The organism is Peptoniphilus olsenii (assembly GCF_040545475.1).
GTDB classification, from domain to species: Bacteria; Bacillota; Clostridia; order Tissierellales; family Peptoniphilaceae; genus Peptoniphilus_A; species Peptoniphilus_A olsenii.
Genome location: NZ_JBEPMA010000003.1, coordinates 91,384 through 115,314 on the forward strand (window position 1 = coordinate 91,384; position 23,931 = coordinate 115,314).

General features: G+C 30.6%; 18 protein-coding genes. 15 read left to right on the forward strand and 3 right to left on the reverse strand.

Features of this window, described 5'->3' with window-relative positions:
* Window positions 1–34: 34 nt before the first annotated feature.
* From lon to ABID14_RS03780, 4 genes are all read left to right on the forward strand, one after another.
* Window positions 35–2,365, forward strand: coding sequence for an endopeptidase La (lon, locus tag ABID14_RS03765; protein WP_354367285.1), 2,331 nt, complete (start codon window positions 35–37; stop codon window positions 2,363–2,365).
* Complete coding sequence (gene yihA, locus ABID14_RS03770) at window positions 2,355–2,957, forward strand: ribosome biogenesis GTP-binding protein YihA/YsxC (RefSeq protein ID WP_354367287.1); 603 nt, start codon at window positions 2,355–2,357, stop codon at window positions 2,955–2,957. Before lon ends, yihA begins: the two co-directional genes overlap by 11 nt.
* 478 nt (window positions 2,958–3,435) lie before the next feature.
* A complete protein-coding gene (locus ABID14_RS03775; protein ID WP_354367288.1) occupies window positions 3,436–4,302 on the forward strand; it encodes a DUF1002 domain-containing protein in 867 nt (288 codons plus the stop codon).
* A 130-nt stretch (window positions 4,303–4,432) separates the two neighbouring features.
* Window positions 4,433–5,047 carry a hypothetical protein gene (locus ABID14_RS03780; protein WP_354367289.1) on the forward strand — a complete coding sequence of 205 codons (615 nt, stop codon included), beginning with the start codon at window positions 4,433–4,435 and terminating at the stop codon, window positions 5,045–5,047.
* Window positions 5,048–5,849: 802 nt separating this feature from the next.
* On the opposite strand, the gene ABID14_RS03785 is transcribed toward ABID14_RS03780, so the two are convergent.
* Window positions 5,850–7,274, reverse strand: coding sequence for a leucyl aminopeptidase (locus ABID14_RS03785; RefSeq protein WP_354367291.1), 1,425 nt, complete (start codon window positions 7,272–7,274; stop codon window positions 5,850–5,852).
* Window positions 7,275–7,502: 228 nt separating this feature from the next.
* On the opposite strand from ABID14_RS03785, the gene ABID14_RS03790 reads away from it, so the two are divergent.
* From ABID14_RS03790 to csaB, 7 genes are all read left to right on the forward strand, one after another.
* Window positions 7,503–8,408 carry a DMT family transporter gene (locus tag ABID14_RS03790; protein WP_354367293.1) on the forward strand — a complete coding sequence of 302 codons (906 nt, stop codon included), beginning with the start codon at window positions 7,503–7,505 and terminating at the stop codon, window positions 8,406–8,408.
* Between the two features lie 77 nt (window positions 8,409–8,485).
* On the forward strand, window positions 8,486–9,112 hold the full coding sequence (locus ABID14_RS03795; RefSeq protein WP_354367295.1) for a cytidylate kinase-like family protein: 627 nt from the start codon (window positions 8,486–8,488) through the stop codon (window positions 9,110–9,112).
* Window positions 9,113–9,241: 129 nt separating this feature from the next.
* Window positions 9,242–10,369 (forward strand): glycosyltransferase, encoded by a 1,128-nt coding sequence (locus ABID14_RS03800; RefSeq protein WP_354367297.1) that lies wholly within the window; start codon window positions 9,242–9,244, stop codon window positions 10,367–10,369.
* Entirely contained in the window at window positions 10,366–10,848 is a 483-nt protein-coding gene (locus ABID14_RS03805; protein WP_354367299.1) for a DUF4330 domain-containing protein, read from the forward strand. Before ABID14_RS03800 ends, ABID14_RS03805 begins: the two co-directional genes overlap by 4 nt.
* Before the next feature lie 7 nt (window positions 10,849–10,855).
* Complete coding sequence (locus ABID14_RS03810) at window positions 10,856–11,398, forward strand: hypothetical protein (protein WP_354367301.1); 543 nt, start codon at window positions 10,856–10,858, stop codon at window positions 11,396–11,398.
* Window positions 11,398–12,723 carry an O-antigen ligase family protein gene (locus tag ABID14_RS03815; RefSeq protein WP_354367303.1) on the forward strand — a complete coding sequence of 442 codons (1,326 nt, stop codon included), beginning with the start codon at window positions 11,398–11,400 and terminating at the stop codon, window positions 12,721–12,723. The genes ABID14_RS03810 and ABID14_RS03815 overlap by 1 nt, the downstream gene beginning before the upstream one ends.
* A gap of 124 nt (window positions 12,724–12,847) precedes the next feature.
* On the forward strand, window positions 12,848–13,945 hold the full coding sequence (gene csaB, locus ABID14_RS03820) for a polysaccharide pyruvyl transferase CsaB (protein ID WP_354367305.1): 1,098 nt from the start codon (window positions 12,848–12,850) through the stop codon (window positions 13,943–13,945).
* Window positions 13,946–14,465: 520 nt separating this feature from the next.
* Here csaB and ABID14_RS03825 read toward each other — a convergent pair.
* Both ABID14_RS03825 and ABID14_RS03830 read right to left on the reverse strand, forming a co-directional pair.
* Window positions 14,466–14,675, reverse strand: a complete 210-nt coding sequence (locus ABID14_RS03825) for a TOBE domain-containing protein (RefSeq protein WP_354367307.1) — start codon at window positions 14,673–14,675, stop codon at window positions 14,466–14,468.
* Window positions 14,676–14,983: 308 nt separating this feature from the next.
* Window positions 14,984–15,859: a YitT family protein gene (locus tag ABID14_RS03830; protein WP_354367309.1), complete on the reverse strand. Its 876-nt coding sequence runs from the start codon at window positions 15,857–15,859 to the stop codon at window positions 14,984–14,986.
* Window positions 15,860–16,201: 342 nt separating this feature from the next.
* Between ABID14_RS03830 and ABID14_RS03835 the strand changes: the two genes are divergently transcribed.
* The 4 genes from ABID14_RS03835 to ABID14_RS03850 all read left to right on the forward strand — a co-directional run bounded on the left by ABID14_RS03835 (window position 16,202) and on the right by ABID14_RS03850 (window position 23,716).
* Window positions 16,202–17,467 carry a Glu/Leu/Phe/Val family dehydrogenase gene (locus tag ABID14_RS03835; protein WP_354367310.1) on the forward strand — a complete coding sequence of 422 codons (1,266 nt, stop codon included), beginning with the start codon at window positions 16,202–16,204 and terminating at the stop codon, window positions 17,465–17,467.
* Between the two features lie 261 nt (window positions 17,468–17,728).
* Window positions 17,729–18,415: a CPBP family glutamic-type intramembrane protease gene (locus tag ABID14_RS03840; RefSeq protein ID WP_354367312.1), complete on the forward strand. Its 687-nt coding sequence runs from the start codon at window positions 17,729–17,731 to the stop codon at window positions 18,413–18,415.
* A 272-nt stretch (window positions 18,416–18,687) separates the two neighbouring features.
* Complete coding sequence (gene purF, locus ABID14_RS03845; protein WP_354367314.1) at window positions 18,688–20,043, forward strand: amidophosphoribosyltransferase; 1,356 nt, start codon at window positions 18,688–18,690, stop codon at window positions 20,041–20,043.
* Window position 20,044: 1 nt separating this feature from the next.
* The gene (locus tag ABID14_RS03850; RefSeq protein ID WP_354367316.1) at window positions 20,045–23,716 is read left to right on the forward strand and encodes a phosphoribosylformylglycinamidine synthase; all 3,672 of its coding nucleotides are present in this window, start codon (window positions 20,045–20,047) and stop codon (window positions 23,714–23,716) included.
* The last annotated feature ends 215 nt before the right edge of the window (window positions 23,717–23,931 follow it).

Below are 23,931 nucleotides of genomic sequence, written 5' to 3' on the forward strand. Positions count from 1 at the left end.
GGTTATCCACGGCTTTTTTAAAAGGTGTGTTGTAATGGAAAAATTAAAATTACCTCTTATCCCCCTTCGAAATATGGTGGTATTTCCTCATATGGTCACACATTTCGACTGTGGAAGAGATATATCAATAAATGCAGTAGAAGAAGCCGAAATGGCAAATTCTAAAATATTTTTAGTGGCACAAATAGATTTTAATGTAGAAAAGCCTGATGAAGAAGACTTATATGAAATTGGTACAATTGCTACAATAAAACAAATTTTAAAACTCCCTGGAGGGATAGTTCGTGTCCTCGTGGAAGGAGAAAAAAGGGCTCAAATAGAAAATCTTGATATAAGCGAAAATATTATTGAAGCTGAGCTCACAGTATTTGAAGAAAAAATTCAAAGTTATGAAGAAAGTGAAGATTTAGAAGCTGCACTTCGTCTTGCAGTAGCAGATATTGAAAAATACGTTACTTTAGATGAAAAAATGTTGCCTGGATTACTGTCTAATTTAATGGATACTGATGATCCATCAAGATTTATTGACACTGTTGTAGGATATCTAAATTTTAAGTTAGAAGATCATCAAAAGATTTTATCTACTGTTGATATTTATGAAAGAATAGTGGCCTTTCATGAAATAATGAAAAGAGAGATAGAAGTTCTATCAATTGAAAAAGAAATTGATGATGAAGTTAAATCTAAATTAGACAAAGTACAAAAAGAATTTTATTTGAAAGAACAACTTAAAGTAATTCGAAAAGAACTTGGAGATTCTCAAGATGAAGCTGGCATGGCTGACGATTATGTTTCACAACTTGAAGATAAAGATTTGTCAGAAGAAGTTAGAGAAAAGGCAATGAAAGAGGCCTACAAGTTAGCATCGTTAAATTCTCAATCACCAGACTATTCTCAAATTATAAATTATCTTGACTGGATATTGGAACTTCCTTGGAAAGAATCTTCAGATGAAGAAGTTGATGTAGCATATGCACGCAAGATTTTAAATGAAGAACATTATGGACTTAAAAATGTGAAAGAGAGAATACTCGAATTTATTGCCGTTCGTAAACTTGCAAAGGAAAATTTAAAAGGACCAATACTTTGTTTGGTTGGACCACCAGGAGTTGGTAAAACTTCAATAGCACAATCAATAGCAAAATCTCTTGGCAAAAAATTTGTCAGGATGAGCTTAGGTGGAGTAACAGATGAATCTGAAATTCGAGGTCATAGAAGGACTTATGTGGGTGCACTACCAGGTAGGATAATAACACTTATAAAAAAAGCTGAGGAAAATGACCCTGTATTTTTATTTGATGAGATAGATAAAGTAGGCAACGACTTCAAAGGTGATCCAGCAAGTGGATTGCTTGAAGTGTTAGATCCTGAGCAAAATGATACTTTCACAGATAGATATTTGGAACTTCCTTTTGATTTGTCTAATGTATTTTTTATAGCTACTGCAAATACTACCTCAACAATACCGAGACCTCTACTTGATAGAATGGAAATTATCGAACTCGGTGGATATACTCCAAGCGAAAAATTTAATATTGCAAAAAAATACTTGGTTCCAAAACAAATAAAAGAAAATGGACTTTATGGCAAAAATGTAAATATATCTGATAAAGCTATTGAAGATACAATCGACTATTATACAAGAGAATCTGGCGTACGAGGCTTAGAAAAAGAAATATCAAAAATAGCAAGAAAAGCAGCTCTAGAAATTATAGAAAATGATGCTAAAAGAGTTTCAATTTCGACAAGGAATATTGAAAAATATTTAGGTGAAAAGAAATTTACAATTGATCAAAGAGAGGTTAAGGACCAAATTGGATCTGTAAATGGTCTTGCTTGGACACAGGTGGGTGGTACTACTTTAAATATTGAAACTTCAATAATGGAGGGTAAAGGTCATCTAAGCCTTACAGGATCTTTAGGAGATGTAATGAAGGAATCTGCTAGTGCGGCTATTTCTTATATAGCGTCTAACGCAAAAGATTTTGGAATAGATCCAAGTTTTAGAACTAAAAAAGATATTCATATACATGTACCTGAAGGTGCAGTGCCAAAAGATGGACCATCGGCAGGTATAACTATTGCAACATCTGTCTTATCTGCACTGACACAAAAACCAGTAAGAAGTGATGTAGCAATGACTGGGGAGATAACTTTAAGAGGAAAAGTTCTTCCTATTGGAGGACTTAAAGAAAAATTATTAGCTGCCGAGCGTTTTGGAGTTAAAACAGTAATAATTCCAGAAGAAAATAAAAGAGATTTAAATGAAATTGAAGAAGAAGCCATCGATAAATTAGAGATAAAAACAGCAACTAATTTCAAAGAAGTGGCCAAAATTGCCATAGGAGATTTTCATGAAAATTAAAAAGTCAGAACTGGAAAGAGTAGCAGTTAAAAAAGAACAATATCCACATGAAAATATAAAAGAGATTGCCTTTGCAGGCCGCTCTAATGTTGGGAAATCCTCATTTATAAATGCAATGCTAAGTAGAAAAAATTTGGCTAGGACATCTTCTACTCCTGGCAAAACAAGAACTATCAATTTTTATAATGTAGATGATAAATTGCGACTTGTGGATTTGCCAGGTTATGGTTATGCAAAAGTAGCTAAGTCAGAAAAAGATAAATGGGCAGGTATAATAAACGAATATCTAGAAACTCGAGATAATTTACTTGAAACCATACTATTGGTAGATATTAGACACGAACCAACTGAACTTGATAAGCAAATGTATAATTATATTTTGGACTCTGGTTTTTCAGGGATAGTCATTGCCACAAAACAAGATAAAATTAAAAAATCTCAGTTAAATAAACATGTAGATGCAATAGTTAAAAAATTAGAAATGAAGTCAAAAGACAATCTAATCACTTTCTCTTCAGAAAAGAGAGATACCGTAGAGGATATGTGGTATATTTTTAATGATATGATAAAATTTCATAAGAATAATGAGTGAATTATAAAATTTGGGTTTTCTATTGATACAGAATATGGAAATCCCAAATTTTTTATTTTTTATCACTTATGAAATTTCTATGCGTTTTCTGTGTTCGCTTAGTCGAGATGACATTTTGAAAGAATTGCTACAACCCCTTCACCTGTAATTTCGAGCGGAAAACCCGAAGAGTTTGGTAAGTCGCCGTCTACTCGAAGAGTGAGGAATCTACCTGTATAGGAGTAGTTCTGTCAATATAATTTGATATCTTTTTTACATTATTACTAATAACAAACTTTTACTTATATCAATAAAATATAAATAAAAATCTATTTCTCTATTAATACTTCATATTATGTACTTCACTAGAGTATATAGAACTGATACAATATTTTTAATTGTTAAGAAATTCTTAAATTTATTAAATATAACTAAATTTCATAGGGAAACCACAACAATTACACAAAACTCTGTTAAAATATAAAAATGGAGGGGTATTATGAAAATAAAAAATATTTTTAAAGTGGCATTTCTTTCTGCTGCTTTAATTTTACCAGTCAATATATTTGCAAAAGGCGAGGATGAAATAATAACTTTAGGTAGAGACTTAACACTCAATCAAAGAGATGAAATACTTCAAGAAATGAATGCAACAGAAGATGCCAAGATAATTGAAGTTACAAATGAAGAAGAATACCAATACTTAGGGGATGTACTCACTTCTAAAGAAATTGGCAACAAGGCCATATCATCTGCTATTGTTAGATATACAAAGGAAGGCTCTGGAATTAATATTGAAATTTCGCCAAATATTGTCGTTGTCAGCGAAAGTTCCTACAGAAATGCCATGACAACTGCAGGTGTAAAAGATGCCGATGTATATGTGACAGCACCAGGCAAAGTTTCAGGCACAGCTGCTCTTACTGGAATTTTAAAATCTTATGAAGAAACTTCTGGCAAGAAAATTCCTGAAGATGTTAAGAAAGTAGCTAATGAAGAGCTCGTACTACAGACAAAATTATCAGAAGATATTGGCGAAGAAAAGACAAATGATGTAATAAATATAGTTAAAAGTGAAATGGCTGCAAAAATGCCACAGTCTAAAGAAGAAGTTAGACAAATAGTAGATACCGTAAATACTAATTATAATCTAGGACTATCAGATAGTGCTAAAGATGGACTCACAACTCTATTTAACAACATGAAAAATGCCGATATAGATTGGAAACTTGTAGCTAATAAAGTCGGGGAATATTCCAAAAAAGCAAATGAATTTTTAAATTCACCAGAAGGCGAAAAGGCAGTAAAAGATACCAAAAACTTTATAGAAAAAATAATAGATTTTTTAGTTTCACTTTTCAAATAAACATATATATTTTAGTATTTTATAAATACAAGATTTGACTTTGATATATAATATTTGTATAATTATTTTATAAGTATATTTTTATATAGAAGTGGGAGGTTTATAATGAAAAAAATTATTTTTTTTGAGTATGGCTTTAATTTTAGCTCAGTGTCTTATGAGTCCAGTTTTCGCAATTGAGGAAGAACAAAAATTGTATGATAATCAGATTTCAATTACAAAAGAGCAAGAAAAGGAATTAATATTAAATGATATTAAAGAACAACTTATAGAGCAAGGTAGATTAGATCATCTTAAATTTTATGAAGATGAAATTGATAATAGATTGGGACTTAATACAGATTCAAATGAAAATATTTTACGTGAAGCACAAAATGGAATTAGTTTTTTAAGAGCTTCAGGTATAAAGGCTCCAAGAGGTGGGGGTGGTATTAATTCTAATTCTTATGCTACAACTACTTATATCTATATTCCTAATAATATGATCGACAAGGAAATTGCGAAGCATCCAGATGGGATAAGTTCATGGATTGCTAAAATAGGGCTAGGACAAATTAGTATTATAAATGGTTTTATTTCAGCTGTTCAAACTTCGCAACTAAGGAATTTCAGAGATAAAGGTAAGGCTGTTGAGAAGATTGTGGTTGTAGATCATACTGAGAATGATGTCGTATCTACTGCATATATGGAATGGAAAGATTATCCTTATATGAGTAGTAATTATGATAAAGTCAGAGTTGGATAATTGATTATGAATTATTTTATACGAGATACCATTTTTTTAATTATTGCGTTAATTATCTTATTTATAATATATAGAAAGAAAAAAACAATTAAAGACAATAATTTTGTAATAGAAATATTTTCTTTTATAAATTTGTTTTTATTATATTTGCAAGGAACCCCTTATAAGGAATTTTTAAAATTTCTAATATTTATTGGATTCATTGTATTCATTTGGTTAATAAATTTTTTATTAATGCGTATTAATAAAAAATTTGTTGACTCAAAAATTTATTTAATTATTATTTCTGTAGGATCTGTTTTTTCACAATTTATTTTTTATACTATCCATGGAAATTATAAAGAAGTATTTCTATATAATAGAAAAGAGTTTGTTTACATTTTGATTTTCATTGTAATATTTGAATTCTTAGTTAAATTAATGCTGGATAATAGACTTTTATGTAATTTATTTGTAGAAAAAGATAAAACTCGAACTGTATTTTTAATTAGTGAGACAGTTTTTATTTTGATTTTTATGATTGAGTCAATAATTAATATATTAAATTTAAATTATCTAAATTTCTTATATTAATATTATTTTCTTTTTGAATTGATAATATTATAAGGTAGATTTATTGTAAAAGTTATAACTTTTTGACAATTTGCTGATTGTATTTTTCAATTTTCAAATAAAAAATTATTTAATAAATATACTAAAAAATAATTTTAATATTTAGTTAAATTAAAATATTGAAAAAGCACGATAGAATGTAGTACCCCTCCTAAACCTAGATACGTATTAGGAGGGGTACTGTCAAATGTTAGCAATCAATTGGATTTAATAAATTATATAATGTTTTAACGTGAATTCCAGTGGCACGTTTTGGCAAGTATCCCTTAGCTTTACTTCTATAAGCTGTGCCTGCTATATCCAAATGTATCCATTTTGTGTTTTCTTTTACAAATTCTCCGACAAATAGTCCTGCAGTAACAGAGCCTGCACCATTGGAGCTTGTATTTGCAATGTCTGCTACATCTGAATTATTTAATTTTTTGAAGTCCTCATCATATGGGAAAGCCCAAATCTTTTCACCAGCAATTTCTGCTGCTTGAAGTAGTTCTTGATAAAAGCCATCATCATTTGTAACTGCGCCTGTATATTCTTCGCCAAGTGCGGATAAAACTGCACCAGTTAGAGTTGCAAGATCAATTACTCTTTCAACTTTGAAATTATTTGTAGCATAGAAAATAGCATCGGCAAGTGTAAGTCTACCTTCTGCATCTGTATTTTTAACTTCGACAGTTAAACCTTTCATGGTATCAATTATATCGCCTGATTTATACGCAGTGCCAGAAATCATATTCTCACAAGCTGCAACTACAGCTACTACATTAACTTTTGCTTTGCTTTTTCCTAGTGCATACATTGTTCCGATAACGCTGCCGGCACCTCCCATATCAGAATGCATTGACACCATGCCTTTTGCAGTTTTAATATTATATCCGCCGCTATCATAAGTTAGTCCTTTTCCCACTAGGGCTGTTTTAGGAGAATCACCGTTTTCAATTTCCATTACAATTAGTCTTGGTCTATTAGCAGCTCCTCCTCCGACTGCAAGAAAAGCTTTCATGTCTAGTTTCTTAATCTCTTCCTCTTCATAAATTCTAACTTTTACTCCAACTTCTTCAAGTTTTTCTTTAGTAATATTAGCCAGAGTTTCGGGATAGATTATATTTCCAGTTTCATTTACTAAATCTCTTGCTAAGAATACTCCGTCCATTATATCTGTAGATATTTGAACTCCTTGTTGTAGTTTTTCCTCAGGTCCACGAGCAGCGATATAATTTATAGTTAAGTCAAATATTTCATCTTTAGATTTTGTTTTTTTGCTAAAATTATATTCTCCATGTCGCAGTCCTTCATATGCTGCCATGATTGTTTTCTTTTGGCAAATTCCAAAGTCGGGCATTTTTACTGTGGCTATTTCTTCTTTTTCTTTTCTCAATAAGTTACCTAATTCGAAGAAAATATTTCTCACATCGTCAAGTTTAATATCTTGATTGCCAAGCCCAATGAAAATTTCGCTATCTGATTTTGTGTTTGGTAGATAAAGTATATCTTTTAGTTCAGCTTTAAAATTCTTATTTTCAAGATAATCATTAAAGTCGTTTTTTGCAATGTCTTCTTTAGTTAAGAAATGTACTCTCGCACCTTCTTCGTTGCCGTATATGTTAAATTTAATCATTTTTACACCTCACAAATATTATACATTAAACAATTATTATTTTCACTCTAACAGATTAAATTAAAAATAAATTAAATATCTCATCTTAATATTTTTATTTTTATAGAGGTCTTTTTTAAATTATTAATATGTGATAACATTGAATTAATAGCAAAGAAACTAAGTACCAATTTAGTTGATTATAGTACATAATCGATTGTTGGTACTTTTTTAATAGGTGGTGCTTATATGAATAGAAATTTAAAGGCTTCGTTAATGTTATTTATTACAGCAATCATTTGGGGTTTAGCATTTGTAGCTCAAACTGCAGGCATGGAGCATCTAGGTCCTTTTGCTTTTACATCAGCACGTTCTTTTGTAGCTTGTGTATTTTTGATTGTTACATATTTTATCTTTAAAAATTCAAAAGTTGTTGCTGACATACATAGTTACTCAATACGCAGGACAGTAAAGGGTGGACTGATATGTGGAGTGGCATTTACTTTTTCTGTAAATCTTCAACAGATAGGTCTAGTGTATACAACGGCAGGTAAAGCTGGATTTATTACGGCCTTATATATCGTTTTCATTCCTATAATTGGGCTTTTATTTGGCAAAAAGCTGGATAAAAAATTAACACTATGTATAATCACTGCTATGGTGGGGACATATATAATGTCTGTAAAAGGTGAATTTAGGATAAACAAAGGAGACTTTATTGTCTTCTTATCATCAATTACTTTTGCAATACATTTGATGTTAATGGCAGAATTTTCCAAAGACACAGATAGTATTATTTTATCTTTCATTCAGTTTTTGGTATGTGGAATAATTTCAGGCATCATTGCCTATATGGGAGAAGATATAAAAATTGAAGCGATTTTAAAATCTTATATTACAATTTTGTATGTAGGGATACTTTCTTCGGGAGTGGGCTTCACATTGCAGATAATCGCACTAAAAGATTTAGATACTGTTATTGCATCCATGATAACTTCATTAGAGTCAGTCTTTGGAGCAATTTTTGGATGGATACTTTTGAATCAAGCTATGAATGAACGTGAAATACTTGGAGCATTTTTAATTTTTTTGGCCACACTATTTGCACAAATTCCTGTGGAGAAATTAATTAGAAAGAAATTTAAAAATTCTTAGTTAATTTTTCACATAAATTTAATATAAATTAATATTTCTAACACATTTATACTATATAATATATTAGAGGTGAGGAAATGTCGCTATTTGATAAGATTTTTGGCAAAAGCTCCAATAAAATAATAACAATTGATGGAGAATACGGCAGTGGTGCAACAGAGATTGCCAAACATATTGCCGATAAATTAAATATAAAGTTTTATGATGATAAAGTGATAGAGCTTATGAGCCTTGAAAATAAAGTAAAACCTGAGGATGTACGCAAAGATGATTCTTTTTTGCAGGGCACTATTTATGATCTTTATAGACAAAATTATTCCTACTCACAAGAAGATATGTCTGTTAATGATGCAGCGTTTTTGATGGATTCTCGTACTATTAGAGAAATTGCAAAAAAAGGGCCGGCTGTCATATTTGGTAAGTGTGCGGATTTTGTGTTGACAGATGAAGATATTTTTTCTGTTTTTATCTATGCTAAGGAAGAATTTAAAAAACAAAGAATACACAATTCTTATAATATAAAAGAAGAAAAAGTAGAACTAAAGATGAATAGAGAAAATAGTCGCAGGTCAAATCATTATTCCAGAAATACGGGCAGAAACTGGGGAGAAGGTCATAATTATGATTTGATGATAGATTCTTCAGTATTTGAATTTGAAACCATAGAAGATATTATAATGAATTTAGAAGTTAAGAAAAAATAAAAGTATGGGTTATTTGCTCATACTTTTATTTTTTTATTATTTTTTTGTCAAAAGCTATAATTATCAATTTCTATTCAAATTCATTCTCAAATCATGTATAATTAAAATGTTAAGGAGGATTATTAGAATATGATTAAAGTTCTCCATTTAATTAGTGGTGGCGACACTGGAGGAGCTAAGACTCACATTTTCACATTGATGAAAGGTCTTGTGGGAAAAGTCGATGCCAAGATAATTTGCTTTATCAAAGATACTTTTTATGAAGAGGCAAAAGAGCTTGGCTTTAATATCGAAGTTTTCGAACAAAAGAAGAGATCGGATCTGAGTGTGGTCACTAGATTAAGTGATGAAATTAAAAAAGAAAAATATGATATTGTGCATGCTCATGGGGCGCGTGCAAATTTTATTGCTATGTTTTTGAAAAATAAAATATCTGTACCTATGATTACAACAATCCATTCGGATTATATGCTCGATTTTAAGGATAATTTTTATAAAAATTTAATTTATACTACATTAAATAAAATGGCACTTAAAAAATTTGATCATTATATTTGTGTTAGTGATAATTTTAAAGATATGCTCATAGAGCGTGGTTTTGATAGCGATAAAATTCATGTTCTATACAATGGAATTGATACTGAAGAAAAAATAGATTTTTTGCCAAAAGTTGCTTTTCTTCAAAAACATAAAGTTGTCTATAATGGTGAGTTCATCGTGGGCATTGCGGCAAGGCTTGATAAGGTAAAAGATCACGAAACTTTTATTAAGGCTGCACGAAAGGTCATTGATAAGAATTTGGATATTTTGTTTTTGATAGCAGGTGATGGCGATGAAAGAACAAATCTTGAAGAAATGGTCCAAAATCTTGGTATTTCTAGCCAAGTTTATTTTTTAAATTTTGTCAAAGATAAGTATTCATTCTTCAATGCTATTGATTTAAATGTGTTAACAAGCATTTCAGAATCATTTCCATATGTGATAATGGAAGCAGCGCTTGTTGGAGTCCCAACTATATCCACTAGAGTTGGCGGTATTCCAGAGATTGTAAAAGATGATGTGACAGGATATTTATTTGAAGTAGGAGATGAGAACTCTCTTTCAAATTATATTTTAAAGCTATACAGAGATATAGGTAAATTAAAAACACTTGGCATAAATATGAAAGAAAATGTAAAAGAAAATTATTCTCATGAAGCAATGGGAGAGACACAATTTAAAATTTATGAGAGAATCTTGCAAGGAGGAAGAAAGTGAAAATTATAGACAAAAATGGAAGGCTTTTTGGTTTTATAAATATTATCGATTTGCTTGTTCTTATAGCAGTTATTGGTATTATTATTGTGGGTATTAAAAGGTTTGGCAATAAAACTACTACCGCTGGTGCTCAAACAAAACCGGGTATTGTAGTTGCAGAAATTGCTGAAGTGCGTGATGCTACTGTAAATGCAGTTAAAGTAGGAGATCCTTTATATGATTACGATAAAGGAACATATATAGGTGAAATTGCAGAAGTTTCATCTGAGCCTTTCACCAAAGAGGTGGAATACCAAGGCAAATGGGTTAAGGCAGAAGTTCCTGAAAAATACGTTGTAAATTTAAAGCTTAAGGTCGATGTCAAAGAGACAGATGATTTTTATCAAATTGGTACAGAACAATTAAGAGTAGGTGCTCAACAAAGAGTTAAGAATAAAAAGTTTGCTTCATTTATTACAGTTTTAGACATAGAAGTTTAGGTGCGATATGTATAATTCAGTAACTTTAAGAATTTTAAGTTGTATTTTTGTGGCACTTTCAGATGCTTATAAAAATAGTTATACTCATAAAATTTTGAAAAGTATTGTAAATCCAATCAAGTTTGTATGTGCTAATTCACGTATAAATCAAATTTTAAATGGAGAAAAATATATTTTTAGAGATTCTTATTTTCTAAAGATTTATAAGAAATTATTTAGTCTGGTTGAAAGATTTATGCATTTTTTATATAAAATTCTTTTCGGCCCTATAAGGAAATCTCTATTTTTAGGTGATACAGTTGAAGTTTTATCATCTTTTGATTTTGTCATGGGGCTTGTGTCAAATATTATTCTTTGGACTGGTATTTTTGTGCTCATTGTTTCTATTATTTTTAAAAGCCATATTAAGTTATCACTATTGATTTTAATTTTTGGTTTCATATTATCTATGTTTAAGGGCAAATATTTGGAAATTATAAATGGTTCTAAAGTGCTAGTTTTTATCCTAAGCTTTTTTAAGTTAGATGAAGGCGGTGAAAAGTGGTGGTAATGCCTAAAAAGTTAAATTTTGTTTGGTTAGTGGGCATATTTTTAGCACTAATTTATTATTCTTTAGGGCTTAAATTTTTTGCTGCGGCTCTTGTTGGAGTTTGTGGTTTTGTAATGGTTTTATATGATGTAAAAATTGGATTATTTACAGCAGCGTTCATTTATCCATTTCTGCCTGATGCGATAGGTCTTGTTATGCTTTTAGCTATGGGTTTTTTTGTTTTACTTAGGGCAATATTATTTAAAGAGCATTTTGAAGTAATGGATTTAACTTTACCAATAGCTTTATTTGCATTTGTAGCGATTTTTTCCACATTAACTTCTGTAGAACCAATGGGTTCTATTAGAGATTTAGCACTAAATGCAGCAGGGCTTAGCTTTGTATTTGCAATGACTAATTCTATTAAAAATAAAAAAGAACTTAATGGCTTCATTTCAGTTTTTATGTTGTCGGCTCTTATTGTAGCACTAATTGGTATTGTTCAAAAATTCACAGGTGTACAGATGAGGCCAGAGTGGCTAGATACTGAAAATAATACAGATATTGCCGTTAGAGTTTATTCTGTATTTTATAACCCGAATATATTGGCAGAATATTTAGTTATGCTTACTCCCATAGCTGTTGGGTTAAGTTGGCATACAAAGAGCCTCAGAAAAAAACTAGTATTTATGGCAGCAACTGCTATTTTATTGATATGCTTACTATTGACACTTTCTCGTGGTGGTTGGGTAGGAATTCTTTTTGCTGCTCTTACTTTTGTAATTTTAGTTGATAGACGACTATTACTTTTAGCAATACCAATAGGCTTTGGTGGCTTTATGTTTTTACCAACACAGATGTTAAATAGAATTTTGTCTATTGGTTCAACAATAGATTCTTCAAATTCGTACAGAATAAAAATATGGAATATAACTATGGATGTAATAAGAGACAACCTTGTTGGTGGTGTTGGATTTGGATATATTCCTTTTAAAAAGACATTTGAAACTTATATCAGGACGATGCCAATTTATCATGCACACAACACTTATTTAGAGGTGGCTGCTGAAATTGGTATAGCAGGTTTGTTTATATTCATTTTATTTTTGTTTTCTACAATTAAATATGCATATATAAATTTAGTAAAATCAACTGATAAATATTTTAGATATATTGGTGCTGGTTTATGTGCTAGTGTTGTGGGTATTATGGCTCACGGTATTGTAGAACATTTTCTATATATACCAAGAATTATTTTTACTTTTTGGATAATAATTGGAATAATTTTCACATCAATTAAAATTGAAAAAGCAGAGAATACAAAAAATATTGATATAACCGATTGAATTTAATTTATTTAAATAATATAAAATTATAAAAAATGAGCCCTATTCATTAAAATTATTTAGGGCTCAAACATTTAAATTTATGTAATGTGAATATTTCACTAAAGAAAGTTATGTGATTCATATGAAAAAATTAGTAGTTTCTGGGTACTTTGGCTTTGATAATTCAGGCGACGACGCCATTTTAAAAGCTATGGTATCTGATTTTAAAAAATTTAATAAAGATATATCTATTACGGCACTTTCAAATAATCCGTCCAAGACTAAAGAAATTTATCACATTAATGCGGTTGACAGATTTAAAGTAACTGAAGTTTGGAAAACATTAAAAGAATCTGATATACTCCTCTCTGGTGGAGGATCGCTATTGCAAGATTTTACATCTACAAGGTCGATAATTTATTATTTAGCAGTTATACTCATGGCTAAAATACAGGGCAAAAAAGTATATGTTTATGCTAATGGAATTGGACCTATTGATAAAGGTTTCAGCAGATTTCTAACGAAATTTGTATTAAACAGAGTTGATTATATAACTTTGCGTGATAAACTGTCCGAAAAATTTGTGAAAAATTTGGGTGTCAAAAACAATAATATCAAAGTCACGGCAGATCCAGTTTTTTCACTTGATGTTGTAAGTAAAATAAGAGTAGATGAAATTTTAAAATTTGAAGAGATAACTCTAACTGATAAAACAATAGGCTTTTGTCTTAGAGATTATAAAGAAGACGAAAGTTTAAAAATTAAATTTGCACAGGTAGTTGATAAACTCATTGACGATGGATATGATGTATTGTTAGTTCCTTTTCATATGCCTCGGGACAATGTATATTCTAGGGATATAGCAGAATTATCTAAAAATAAAGATAAGGTTCAAGTGGTCAAAAACACCTATTCAGCTGGAGAGTTAATGGGAATATTTAATAGACTTAAAATATTAGTGGCTATGAGACTTCACTCATTAGTATACGGTGCTAATGTGAATTTACCAATGGTTGGTATAATTTACGACCCTAAAGTACGTGCCATGGTAAATGAGCTTGGAATAATGGAAGCAGTTGAAGTCAATGACTTTAGTGCTGATGAGCTTTATTTGAAGGTTAAAAGAACTTTAGACAATTTAGAGTCATCTAAATTTACACTTGCTAAAAATACAGAAATAATGAGAAAAAAAGCTCAAACAAATATAGAAATAGCTTTAGAACTTTTGGAAAATGAATAAATATTAAAGGACATATCGCTTGTCGATATGTTTTTTATTTACCCTGAATTTACTATTAATACATCTATTTTAAAACCCGAGCTAATATACTAAATTTGAATTAGAGTAATTTAAAATGAACCAGATTAAATTGCTTTTATCATTTTATATAAAATTCGATAATAATTGAACGTATATGTAAAATCAATATTATAACGTGTTAAAAGATAGAATAATAATTTTATTAGTTAACTAATAATTGGGTGTTATGCCAAATGATTTAAATTTTGAGGAGTTAAACTGAAATGAAAGGTAAACAGTTTTATATAAGTATAATGATTTTGGTACTATTGATGTGTATATATAATTTATACAAATATTATCAAAAAGGATATGTTGACTCTAAAATTATAAGACATGATTTATTTCTACTTTTTGTGTTCATATTGGTTAGTTTTATTAAATATAACTTTTTATCAAAGTAATTTTAAATCCATTAAAAAACCCCTTGAATCAAAGGGGCTAAAAATACAATAAATGATTACTCTACGCCAATCATGACATTACTTGCTTTTATAATGGCACTTGCATCCTTTCCTACTTCAAGGCCTAGTTCTTCAATTGCATTATTTGTTATAGAAGAAGTAATTATAATTCCATTTCCAATATCGATTTTTACTATGCCATTGACAGCACCTTTTTCAATTTCAATAACTTTACCTTTAAATACATTTCTTGCACTAATTTTCATTATTTCACTCCTTATAATTTTTTGAATTACTTGCAATTTTTGATAAATACATAACTCGATTTTTTTACCATAATGATTAATTACTTTAATTATATATTTTTAAATAAGGAATTGTCAATTACATAATAATTATTACCATTTACCATAATATTTTAAGAAGTGATTATTAAGTTAAATATAAAGGTGAAGAAGAGTTAATTTAATATCACTAAGAAATGCATAAAAAATATGTTGATAATTTATACCAACATATTTTAAGTATCTATTCATTTATAAAAATACAAAGATGTTTTAGTTTTATTATATATCTAAATCGAAAGCTCTTTGAAGCCTTTACCTAAAATTTCAGAAGTATCATTTACAGCCATAAAAGCCTCAGGATCAATTCTCTTTACTATTTGACGAACTTTTACAAGTTGACGTGAAGAGCAAATTACATAAGCAATATATAAATCTTTCTTTTTGTAAGCAGTTTTACCTTTTATAAAAGTAGCACCTCTATTAATCTCTTTATAAATTTCGTAGACAATTTCATCGTATTTTTCAGAAATAATGAAAATTTGTTTTTGTATTCCTACGCCAAGTTGTATCCTGTCTATAACAGTATAGTTAAAATACATTAATATCAATGTATAAAGTGCTTGATCGGGAGTGTATATGAAAGCTAGTGCACATACTATAATAAAGTTTAGTCCCATGAGCACGCTTCCTATTGTGATATTGAAATATTTCTTGAGTATAGCTGCTATAATATCCAAACCACCAGTTGAAGTGCCGTGCATAAAAGCAATTCCTGCACCAATACCATTTAAAAGACCACCAAATATTGCGCCCAAAAGCGGCTGTTTAGTTATGTAAAAGCCAGGCAAATATTTCTCGATAAGTGACACAAAGAAAGACAAAAATAGTACCGAAATACCAGAGAAAAAAGCAAAATCTCTATCCAAAAATATAATACTCAATATAAAGGTAGGTGCATTTAAAATCAAAATAATTATCGGCAAGTCAATACCGGTTATTGAATTAAAAAGCAAAGACAATCCAGCTAGACCACCTGATATCAAATTATTAGCTTTTATAAATACAACCATGGAAAATGACGTAAAAAGCATGCACACAATAACAGACATGAGCTTTACAAAAAAAGTTTTGGAAAATATCCAGTTTTTTAAATTATTATTCATAAAATCAAACTCCCCGGATATATAATACACTATAAGTAGCTACATTTGAAGAGCTAAAAGTAATAAGAATTTTAAATACACAAATATTTTAGAAGACAATATTAAATTCGTATTCTTGAATTTGATATTGTCCATAATTACACAATTTTAAATGGCAAAATTGTATTTACTATTTGAATAGTTAGACAACATTTTGAAACATTTGTAAAATCTATTTTTATAAATTATAACAATTCGTTAAAGTTCTAACACTCGCTTGAATTTAAAAAACCCCTTTGATATAATGAGTTTGGATGAAAAAGTTACCAATGTTTTATACATAGTAAAGGAGAGTGTTTAATAATGACAGATACATTAAATCCATTAGTAGCAGCTCAACAAAAAGTTAAGGCTGCATGCGACAAATTAGGTGCTGACCCAGCAGTTTATGAAATTTTGAAAGAACCTGAAAGAGTTATCGAAATTTCTATTCCAGTTAAAATGGACGATGGTTCAGTAAAAGTTTTCAAAGGTTGGAGATCAGCTCACTCAACAGCTGTAGGTCCAGCTAAGGGAGGATGTAGATTCCACCCTAACGTAAATCTTGATGAAGTTAAAGCCCTTTCTCTTTGGATGACATTCAAAGGTGGAGCTCTTGGTCTTCCATATGGTGGAGGAAAAGGTGGAGTTTGTGTAGACCCATCTGAACTTTCTGAAAGAGAATTAGAACAAGTTGCTAGAGGATATGTAAGAGGACTTCACAAATATCTTGGCGAAAGAATCGACATTCCAGCACCAGACGTAAACACTAATGGACAAATTATGTCATGGTTTATCGATGAATACTTCAAATTAAATGGCGAAGTTATGGATTTTGGTACATTCACTGGAAAACCAGTTGGCTTTGGTGGTTCTGAAGGAAGAAACGAAGCTACAGGTTTTGGTGTTGCAGTAGTAACTAGAGAAGCTGCAAAACGTTACGGTATTGACTTTGCAACAGCTAAAATTGCAGTTCAAGGTTTCGGAAACGTTGGATCTTTCACTGTTAAAAACATCGAAAGACAAGGCGGAAAAGTTTGTGCACTAGCTGAATGGGACAAAAAAGAAGGAAACTATGCTCTTTACAATGAAGATGGAATGAGCTTTAAAGAACTTAGCGAATATAAAGCTGAACACAAAACATTAATTGGTTTCCCTGGAGCAAAACAAATTTCTAACGACGAATTCTGGGAAGGCGAATATGACATTCTAATTCCAGCTGCTCTAGAAAATGTAATCACAGGCGAAGTTGCTAAAAAACTTAATGTTAAATTAGTTTGTGAAGCTGCTAACGGACCTACAACTCCAGAAGGAGATAAAGCTCTTGCAGAAAAAGGAATTCCACTAACACCAGATATCTTAACTAACTCAGGTGGAGTACTTGTATCTTATTACGAATGGGTACAAAACCAATACGGATACTACTGGTCTGAAGCAGAAGTTGAAGAAAAACAAGAAGCTGACATGATGAAAGCTATTGAAGGAGTATTCGGCGTTTGTGATGAATATGATGTAGTTCCTAGAGAAGGAGTTTACATGTTTGCTATTCAATCAATTGAAAAAGCTATGAAACTTAGAGGATGGTTCTAATTAATTAGAATTACAATTAGATTATTATAAAGACCAGTAGAGATTTCTATTGGTCTTTTTTTATAAAAATTTTTATATTTTAATTGAGTTATAATAAGTCTACTTTTAAATAGATATTAGTAAAAAATAGAAATACAATCTTTTAATTCTAAGTATATCAGTCAAGAATTACTCGAAATTGCAATGTATTTTATTAATATAAGGACTTGCCAAAAATTACATAACTTGTGTTAAATAGGTTTTAATTATATAATCATTAATATGAAAAGAGATTATCCTATTATAGAATCGCCTACATCGAGATGGATTTTAGGATTTTTGTTATCAATTTTATCTTTTATACTAGTAGCGTTTCTTTCTTATTTTTTGAAAATTGATAATATGATTTTAAACGCTGTAATTCTTTCCACTATTGGAATAGTATCTTTGTTTATTATCGATAGAGATTTTGTTAAAAAAGTTTTTAAGCCATTAAAGCCAAAAGATATTATATTTATATTAGTTGGCGTAGTGATAATGTTTGTGTCCATTGTTATATCTTCAATTGTCATGACAAATATTGATATGGATGTGAGCACTAATCCTATTTTTGGGCTTATTGATGAGGGAAATATTGTAGAATTTTTTATTTCGTCTGTTATTCAATTTATCACTGAGGAAATAATATTTATAATTCCATTTTTGTTTGTAATGAATAAATTTGATTTTAAGAGCGAGAAATTAAAAATTATTGTTGCAGTTATTGTATCCTCCGTTATTTTTGGTTTGATGCATCTATCTACCTATAATTTTAATTTTCTGCAAGCAATTCTAATTATTTCTATAATAAGAATTGGTCTTACTATGTCATATATTATAAGTAAAAATTTAACAGTAACTTATTTAGTGCATATTATTTATGATTGGGGAATAATCTTAATCGGAATGAAATATGCTGTGGGTTTTTGAGGTTGGATTTAAATATTTTAAGATTTTTGTTTGAAAAATTAAATTTTTAATTTCAAATTAGTTTTGATTTATGCTATAATACTTCTATAGTTTTATGGAGGAGTAAAGTTGATATTAAGCTATATTTACAGTAATTCTGACAATAGAAGAGAGAGGTTTATTTCAACAAGCACTAGAAGTGTATTATTTTCTACTGCACAAGTGAAAGATTGTTTACATGAGAACTCTAGAGGAGTTCTCTATTTTTTTAGGACTAAGATTTAGGAGTTAATATGAGTGCAATTATTGGTATTTATTCGAATTCTGATGTCAGCAAAAAGCTTTTTTATGGCTTAAATTCTTTGCAACACAGAGGTCAAGAGGCAAGTGGTATTTGTGTTTACAATGAAGATGGTCTTATATTAGATAAGGGAAATGGACTTGTATATGATAATTTTGATGAGGAAAGCTTTTTAAGATTAAGTGGAAATATTGGAATTGGGCATGTAAGATATGCCACTGCAAATAAGCCTCATGTTTATAATGCACAACCACTTTTGGCATTTTCTAGAGGTAAGGAATTTGCGTTGGCTCACGATGGAAGTCTTGTTAATGATGAAGAACTTAGAAAACAACTTGGAAGAGAAGGTGCACTTTTCCAAACGGAAATTGATACTGAAGTGATTTTATCTTTGGTCGTGAAATATTATGATGGAGATATTGTGGATGCAGTTAAAAAAACAATGGATACAATTAAAGGTGCGTATTCTATTGTGATGCTTTTTGATAATAAATTAGTTGCATTCAGAGATCCCAATGGATTTAGGCCTTTAGTAATAGGTGAGTCAGTTAATGGCGAGATAATTGTTGCATCTGAAAATGCTCCGATTGAAATTATTGGAACTGATAAAATTAGAGATGTGGAACCTGCAGAGATAATTGTAGTTGATGAGACTGGTCTACATTCTTATTCCCATGGAGAAGTGGATAAAAAACATTGCATATTCGAATATGTTTATTTTGCAAGAAATGATGCCAATTTAGATGGAGTAAATGCTTATAATTTTAGGCGTAGATGTGGAGAGGTGCTGGCTAACGAGGCACCAGTTGATGCTGATCTTGTAATAGCAGTGCCCGATAGTGGAACACCTGGTGCAATGGGTTATGCCCAAGAGTCTGGTATTCCTTTCGCAGAAGGTCTAGTCAAAAACAGATATATGGGTAGAACTTTTATAAAAACAACACAAGAGGAGAGGGAACTATCTGTAAAATTAAAGTTAAATCCGTTAGAAACAGTTTTAAAAGATAAAAAGATTATAGTTGTGGACGACTCTATTGTAAGAGGAACTACATCACGTAATTTAATAAAAAGGATGAAAGATAGTGGTGCAAAGGAAGTTCATTTCAGAATAATTTCCCCACCTGTAATGTATCCGTGTTATTATGGTATTGATACTCCTTCTAGAGAGAAATTAATTGCAGCCAATTTTTCTGTTGAAGAAATTAGAGAAAGAATTGGAGCAGATAGCTTGGCATTTATATCAATGGAAGGTATGTTAAAGGCAAGTCGTGTTGATGAAGATATATTCTGTAAAGCTTGCTTTGATGGTAGTTATGCTGTTTGGCCAAATGAATCAGATGAGGTGTAATATGGAAAATGTAAAAAGAATTTATGTATGCAAGAAAGATGAATTTGATTACAAATCTAAGTCTCTAAAAAGTGAGATTAAAAATGCTCTAAAAATTGATGTTGATTCTCTAAAAGCTTATCGAAGATATGACATCGAGATTGATGATACTACTTTAGATAAAATTTTAAATACAGTTTTATCTGAACCACCAGTGGATAATCTTTATTTTAATGATGTTAAAAAACTTGAAGAGAGTTTTGAAAATCCAATAGGCATTCAGTTTTTACCGGGACAATTTGACAACAGAGAAGACGGATTAATCCAAACAATAGCATTATTTACGGATGCAGATGTGCGTGCTAAAGTTACAGAGGTTTATGACATAAAAGGTGTAGATAAAAAAGATCTTGTTAGGATAAAAGAATTTCTCATAAACCCAGTTGATTCAACAGAAGTTGATGTATTTGCAGCACAAAACATGAGAACTTCACAAGAATTAAATTTGGAAAATATAATCTACGATAGCTTTAATAAATTAGATGATAAAGGATTAACTAATTTTTTAGATGAAAAATCTCTTGCTATGAGTTTAGATGATTTGAAAGTAGTTCAAGAATATTTTAGAAAAGAAAATAGAAATCCTAATGAAACAGAAATAGCAATAATAGATACTTATTGGTCTGACCATTGCCGTCACACTACTTTTAATACCGAGCTTGATATTAATTTTGATGTGTTGACAGAGCTTGACAGAGAAATTAAAAGAGCTTTCGATGAATATTTAAAACTAAGAGAAGAATTAAATATACAAAAACCGATTACACTTATGAGTTTTGGAACAATTTTGGCAAAATACTTGCGTGCAAATGGCAAGCTTAAAGATTTAGAAGTATCATCTGAAATCAATGCTTGTTCTGTAAAAATTAAAGCCAAGATAGAAAAAGATGGCAAAGAAGAACTTCAAGATTATCTGTTGATGTTTAAAAATGAGACACATAACCATCCAACAGAAATTGAACCCGTGGGTGGAGCAAGCACTTGTTTAGGTGGTGCTATTAGAGATCCACTTTCAGGAAGAAGTTATGTCTACCAAGCAATGAGAGTAACTGGTGCATCAGATCCATTTACACCTGTTGAAGAGACTTTAGAAGGCAAATTACCTCAAAAGAAAATAACTACACAAGCAGCAGTAGGTTATGCATCTTATGGAAATCAAATTGGACTTGCAGCAGGACTAATAGATGAAATATATCATCCTGGATATGTAGCAAAGAGAATGGAAACGGGAGCAGTAATTGCAGCTGCACCTATGGAAAATGTTAAAAGGATTGAACCTGTAGCGGGCGATGTAGTAATCTTATTAGGCGGAAAAACTGGTCGTGATGGCATAGGAGGAGCTACAGGCTCATCAAAATCACATAATACTAGTTCAATTGAAACAGAATCTGCTCAAGTGCAAAAAGGAAATGCACCAGAGGAACGTAAAATACAAAGACTGTTCAGAAATAAAGAAGCAGCACAGTTAATAAAGAAATGTAATGATTTTGGTGCAGGTGGAGTATCCGTTGCAATTGGAGAACTTGCCGACTCAATTGAAGTAAAACTTGAAAAAGTGCCGCTAAAATATGACGGACTTAAACCAAAAGAAATTGCTATATCCGAATCACAAGAGAGAATGGCAGTAGTTGTAGCAAAGGAAGATGTAGATAAATTCATAAAATTAGCAGATGATGAAAATCTTGATGCAACGGTGGTTGCTAATGTTACAGACGATAATAGACTAAAAATGTATTATGAAGATAAACTCATCTGCGATATGAGTTATGACTTTATAAATTCTACTGGTGCTGATAGATTCGAAAAAGTGTCAGTTGCGTCAGAAAAGTTTGCACCAATGCTTTTAAGTGCAGATAAAGAACCGGAAAATCTATACGATTACTTGAGTGATTTAAATATTACTTCAAAGAAAAATATGATTGAATTATTTGACTCATCAGTAGGTAGAGCTACAGTTCTTCAACCACTTGGAGGTACAAATCAAGAAACACCAATACAAGCAATGGTAGCCCTAATACCAACACTTGATGGAGTTTCAAAAACCGCATCTCTTATGAGCTATGGTTTTAATCCATACCTTTCAGAAGAATCACAGTTCTTAGGTGGCTATTATGCAGTAATAGAATCTATAGCAAAACTTATAGCGAGTGGTTCGCCAGTAGAAAATATAAGGCTATCTTTCCAAGAGTTTTATGAAAAAATGGATTCTGCAAAAATATGGTCTAAACCATTAAAATCATTATTGGGAGCATTTGTAGCATCAAAAGCCTTTGATGCACCTCCAATTGGTGGTAAAGACTCAATGAGTGGAACATTTGAAGACATTAATGTGCCGCCGACTTTAATTTCTTTTGCAGTAAATACACAAGACGCAGAAAAAATCATAGGACCAGAATTTAAAGGCAAGGGTAAAATTGGTCTAGTAACTATCAAGAGAAATACGACAGGCACAGTAGATTTGGAAGAACTAAAAGATAATTTCAAAAGAATAAATACAGAAATTGAAAATGGAAATATTATTTCAGCAGCAGCCATTACTCACAAAGGCACTTTGCCACAAATTTATGAAATGGCAATATCAAATGTAGGATTTGATGTAGAGCTAGAAGACTTATATTCGCCATTATATGGTTCTTTTGTAGTTGAATATTTAGAGGATAGAGATTTTATAGAAGAAGTCGGTGAATTTAAAAAAGTTGGCGATATAATTGTAAATGGCAAAAAACTTGATGATGTTAAATTAAAAACAGCTTATTTAAATACCCTAGATGAAATATTTAAACCAACAGACACATCAGCTGCTACAGATTTCACTCAAGCTAAAGCACCAGAAAGAAGAATAAAATCTAAAAGACCAGTGGATAAAGTAAAAGTTATAGTGCCAGCATTTCCAGGAACCAACTCTGAATGGGACACAGCAAAAGCCTTTGAAAATGCGGGAGCAGTAGCTGAAATTGTGGTATTTAAAAATAGAAACGAAAGAGATATTAAAAAATCAATAAATGAACTTGCGGATAAAATCTCTAAAGCACAAATATTAGCAATACCAGGAGGATTTTCATTGGGAGACGAGCCAGACGGATCAGGTAAATTCATAGCTAATGTATTGAGATCTCCAAAAGTAAAAAAAGCCATTAACAACCTATTAGAAAAAAATGATGGGTTAATACTTGGAATATGTAACGGATTCCAAGCACTCATTAAAACAGGTTTACTTCCTTTCGGAAAAATAAAAGAAATGGACGAAAATGACCCTACAATAACATTTAACAGTTGCAATAGACATATAGCAAAAGTAGTAGACACAAAAATTGTAACTAATAACTCGCCATGGCTATCTAAATTAAAAGTAGAAAAAATATATAGAATGCCTATATCACATGGAGAGGGAAGACTTGTCGCAAAAGAAGAAGTACTAAAAGAAATTCTTGACCAAGAACAAGTGGCAGCTATATATGTAGATGCACCAAATGGATCATTTGAAAATATAGAAGCACTAATATCACCAGATGGTAAAATATTGGGCAAAATGGGACATAGCGAGAGAATTGCGGATAATTTATTTAAAAATTTAAATGAAATTGAAATCGAAGATATATTCTCTGCAGGAGTAGAATATTTTAAAAAAGACTGAAAATAAATTTTAGCAAAAATAGTATTATATTGAAAATAACCTCACAATCCTAATGTAGATTTGAGGTTATTTTTAATTTCCTTTAGTCGAGACAAAAGCTCTAGACACCTCTTAAGACCTACCTGTAATTCTAAACGATAATAAATTCTTGCGAAGAATTTATTGGAGTTGCGGTGTACTCGTAGAGTGAATCGTTCTTCTTACATAGTAGTATT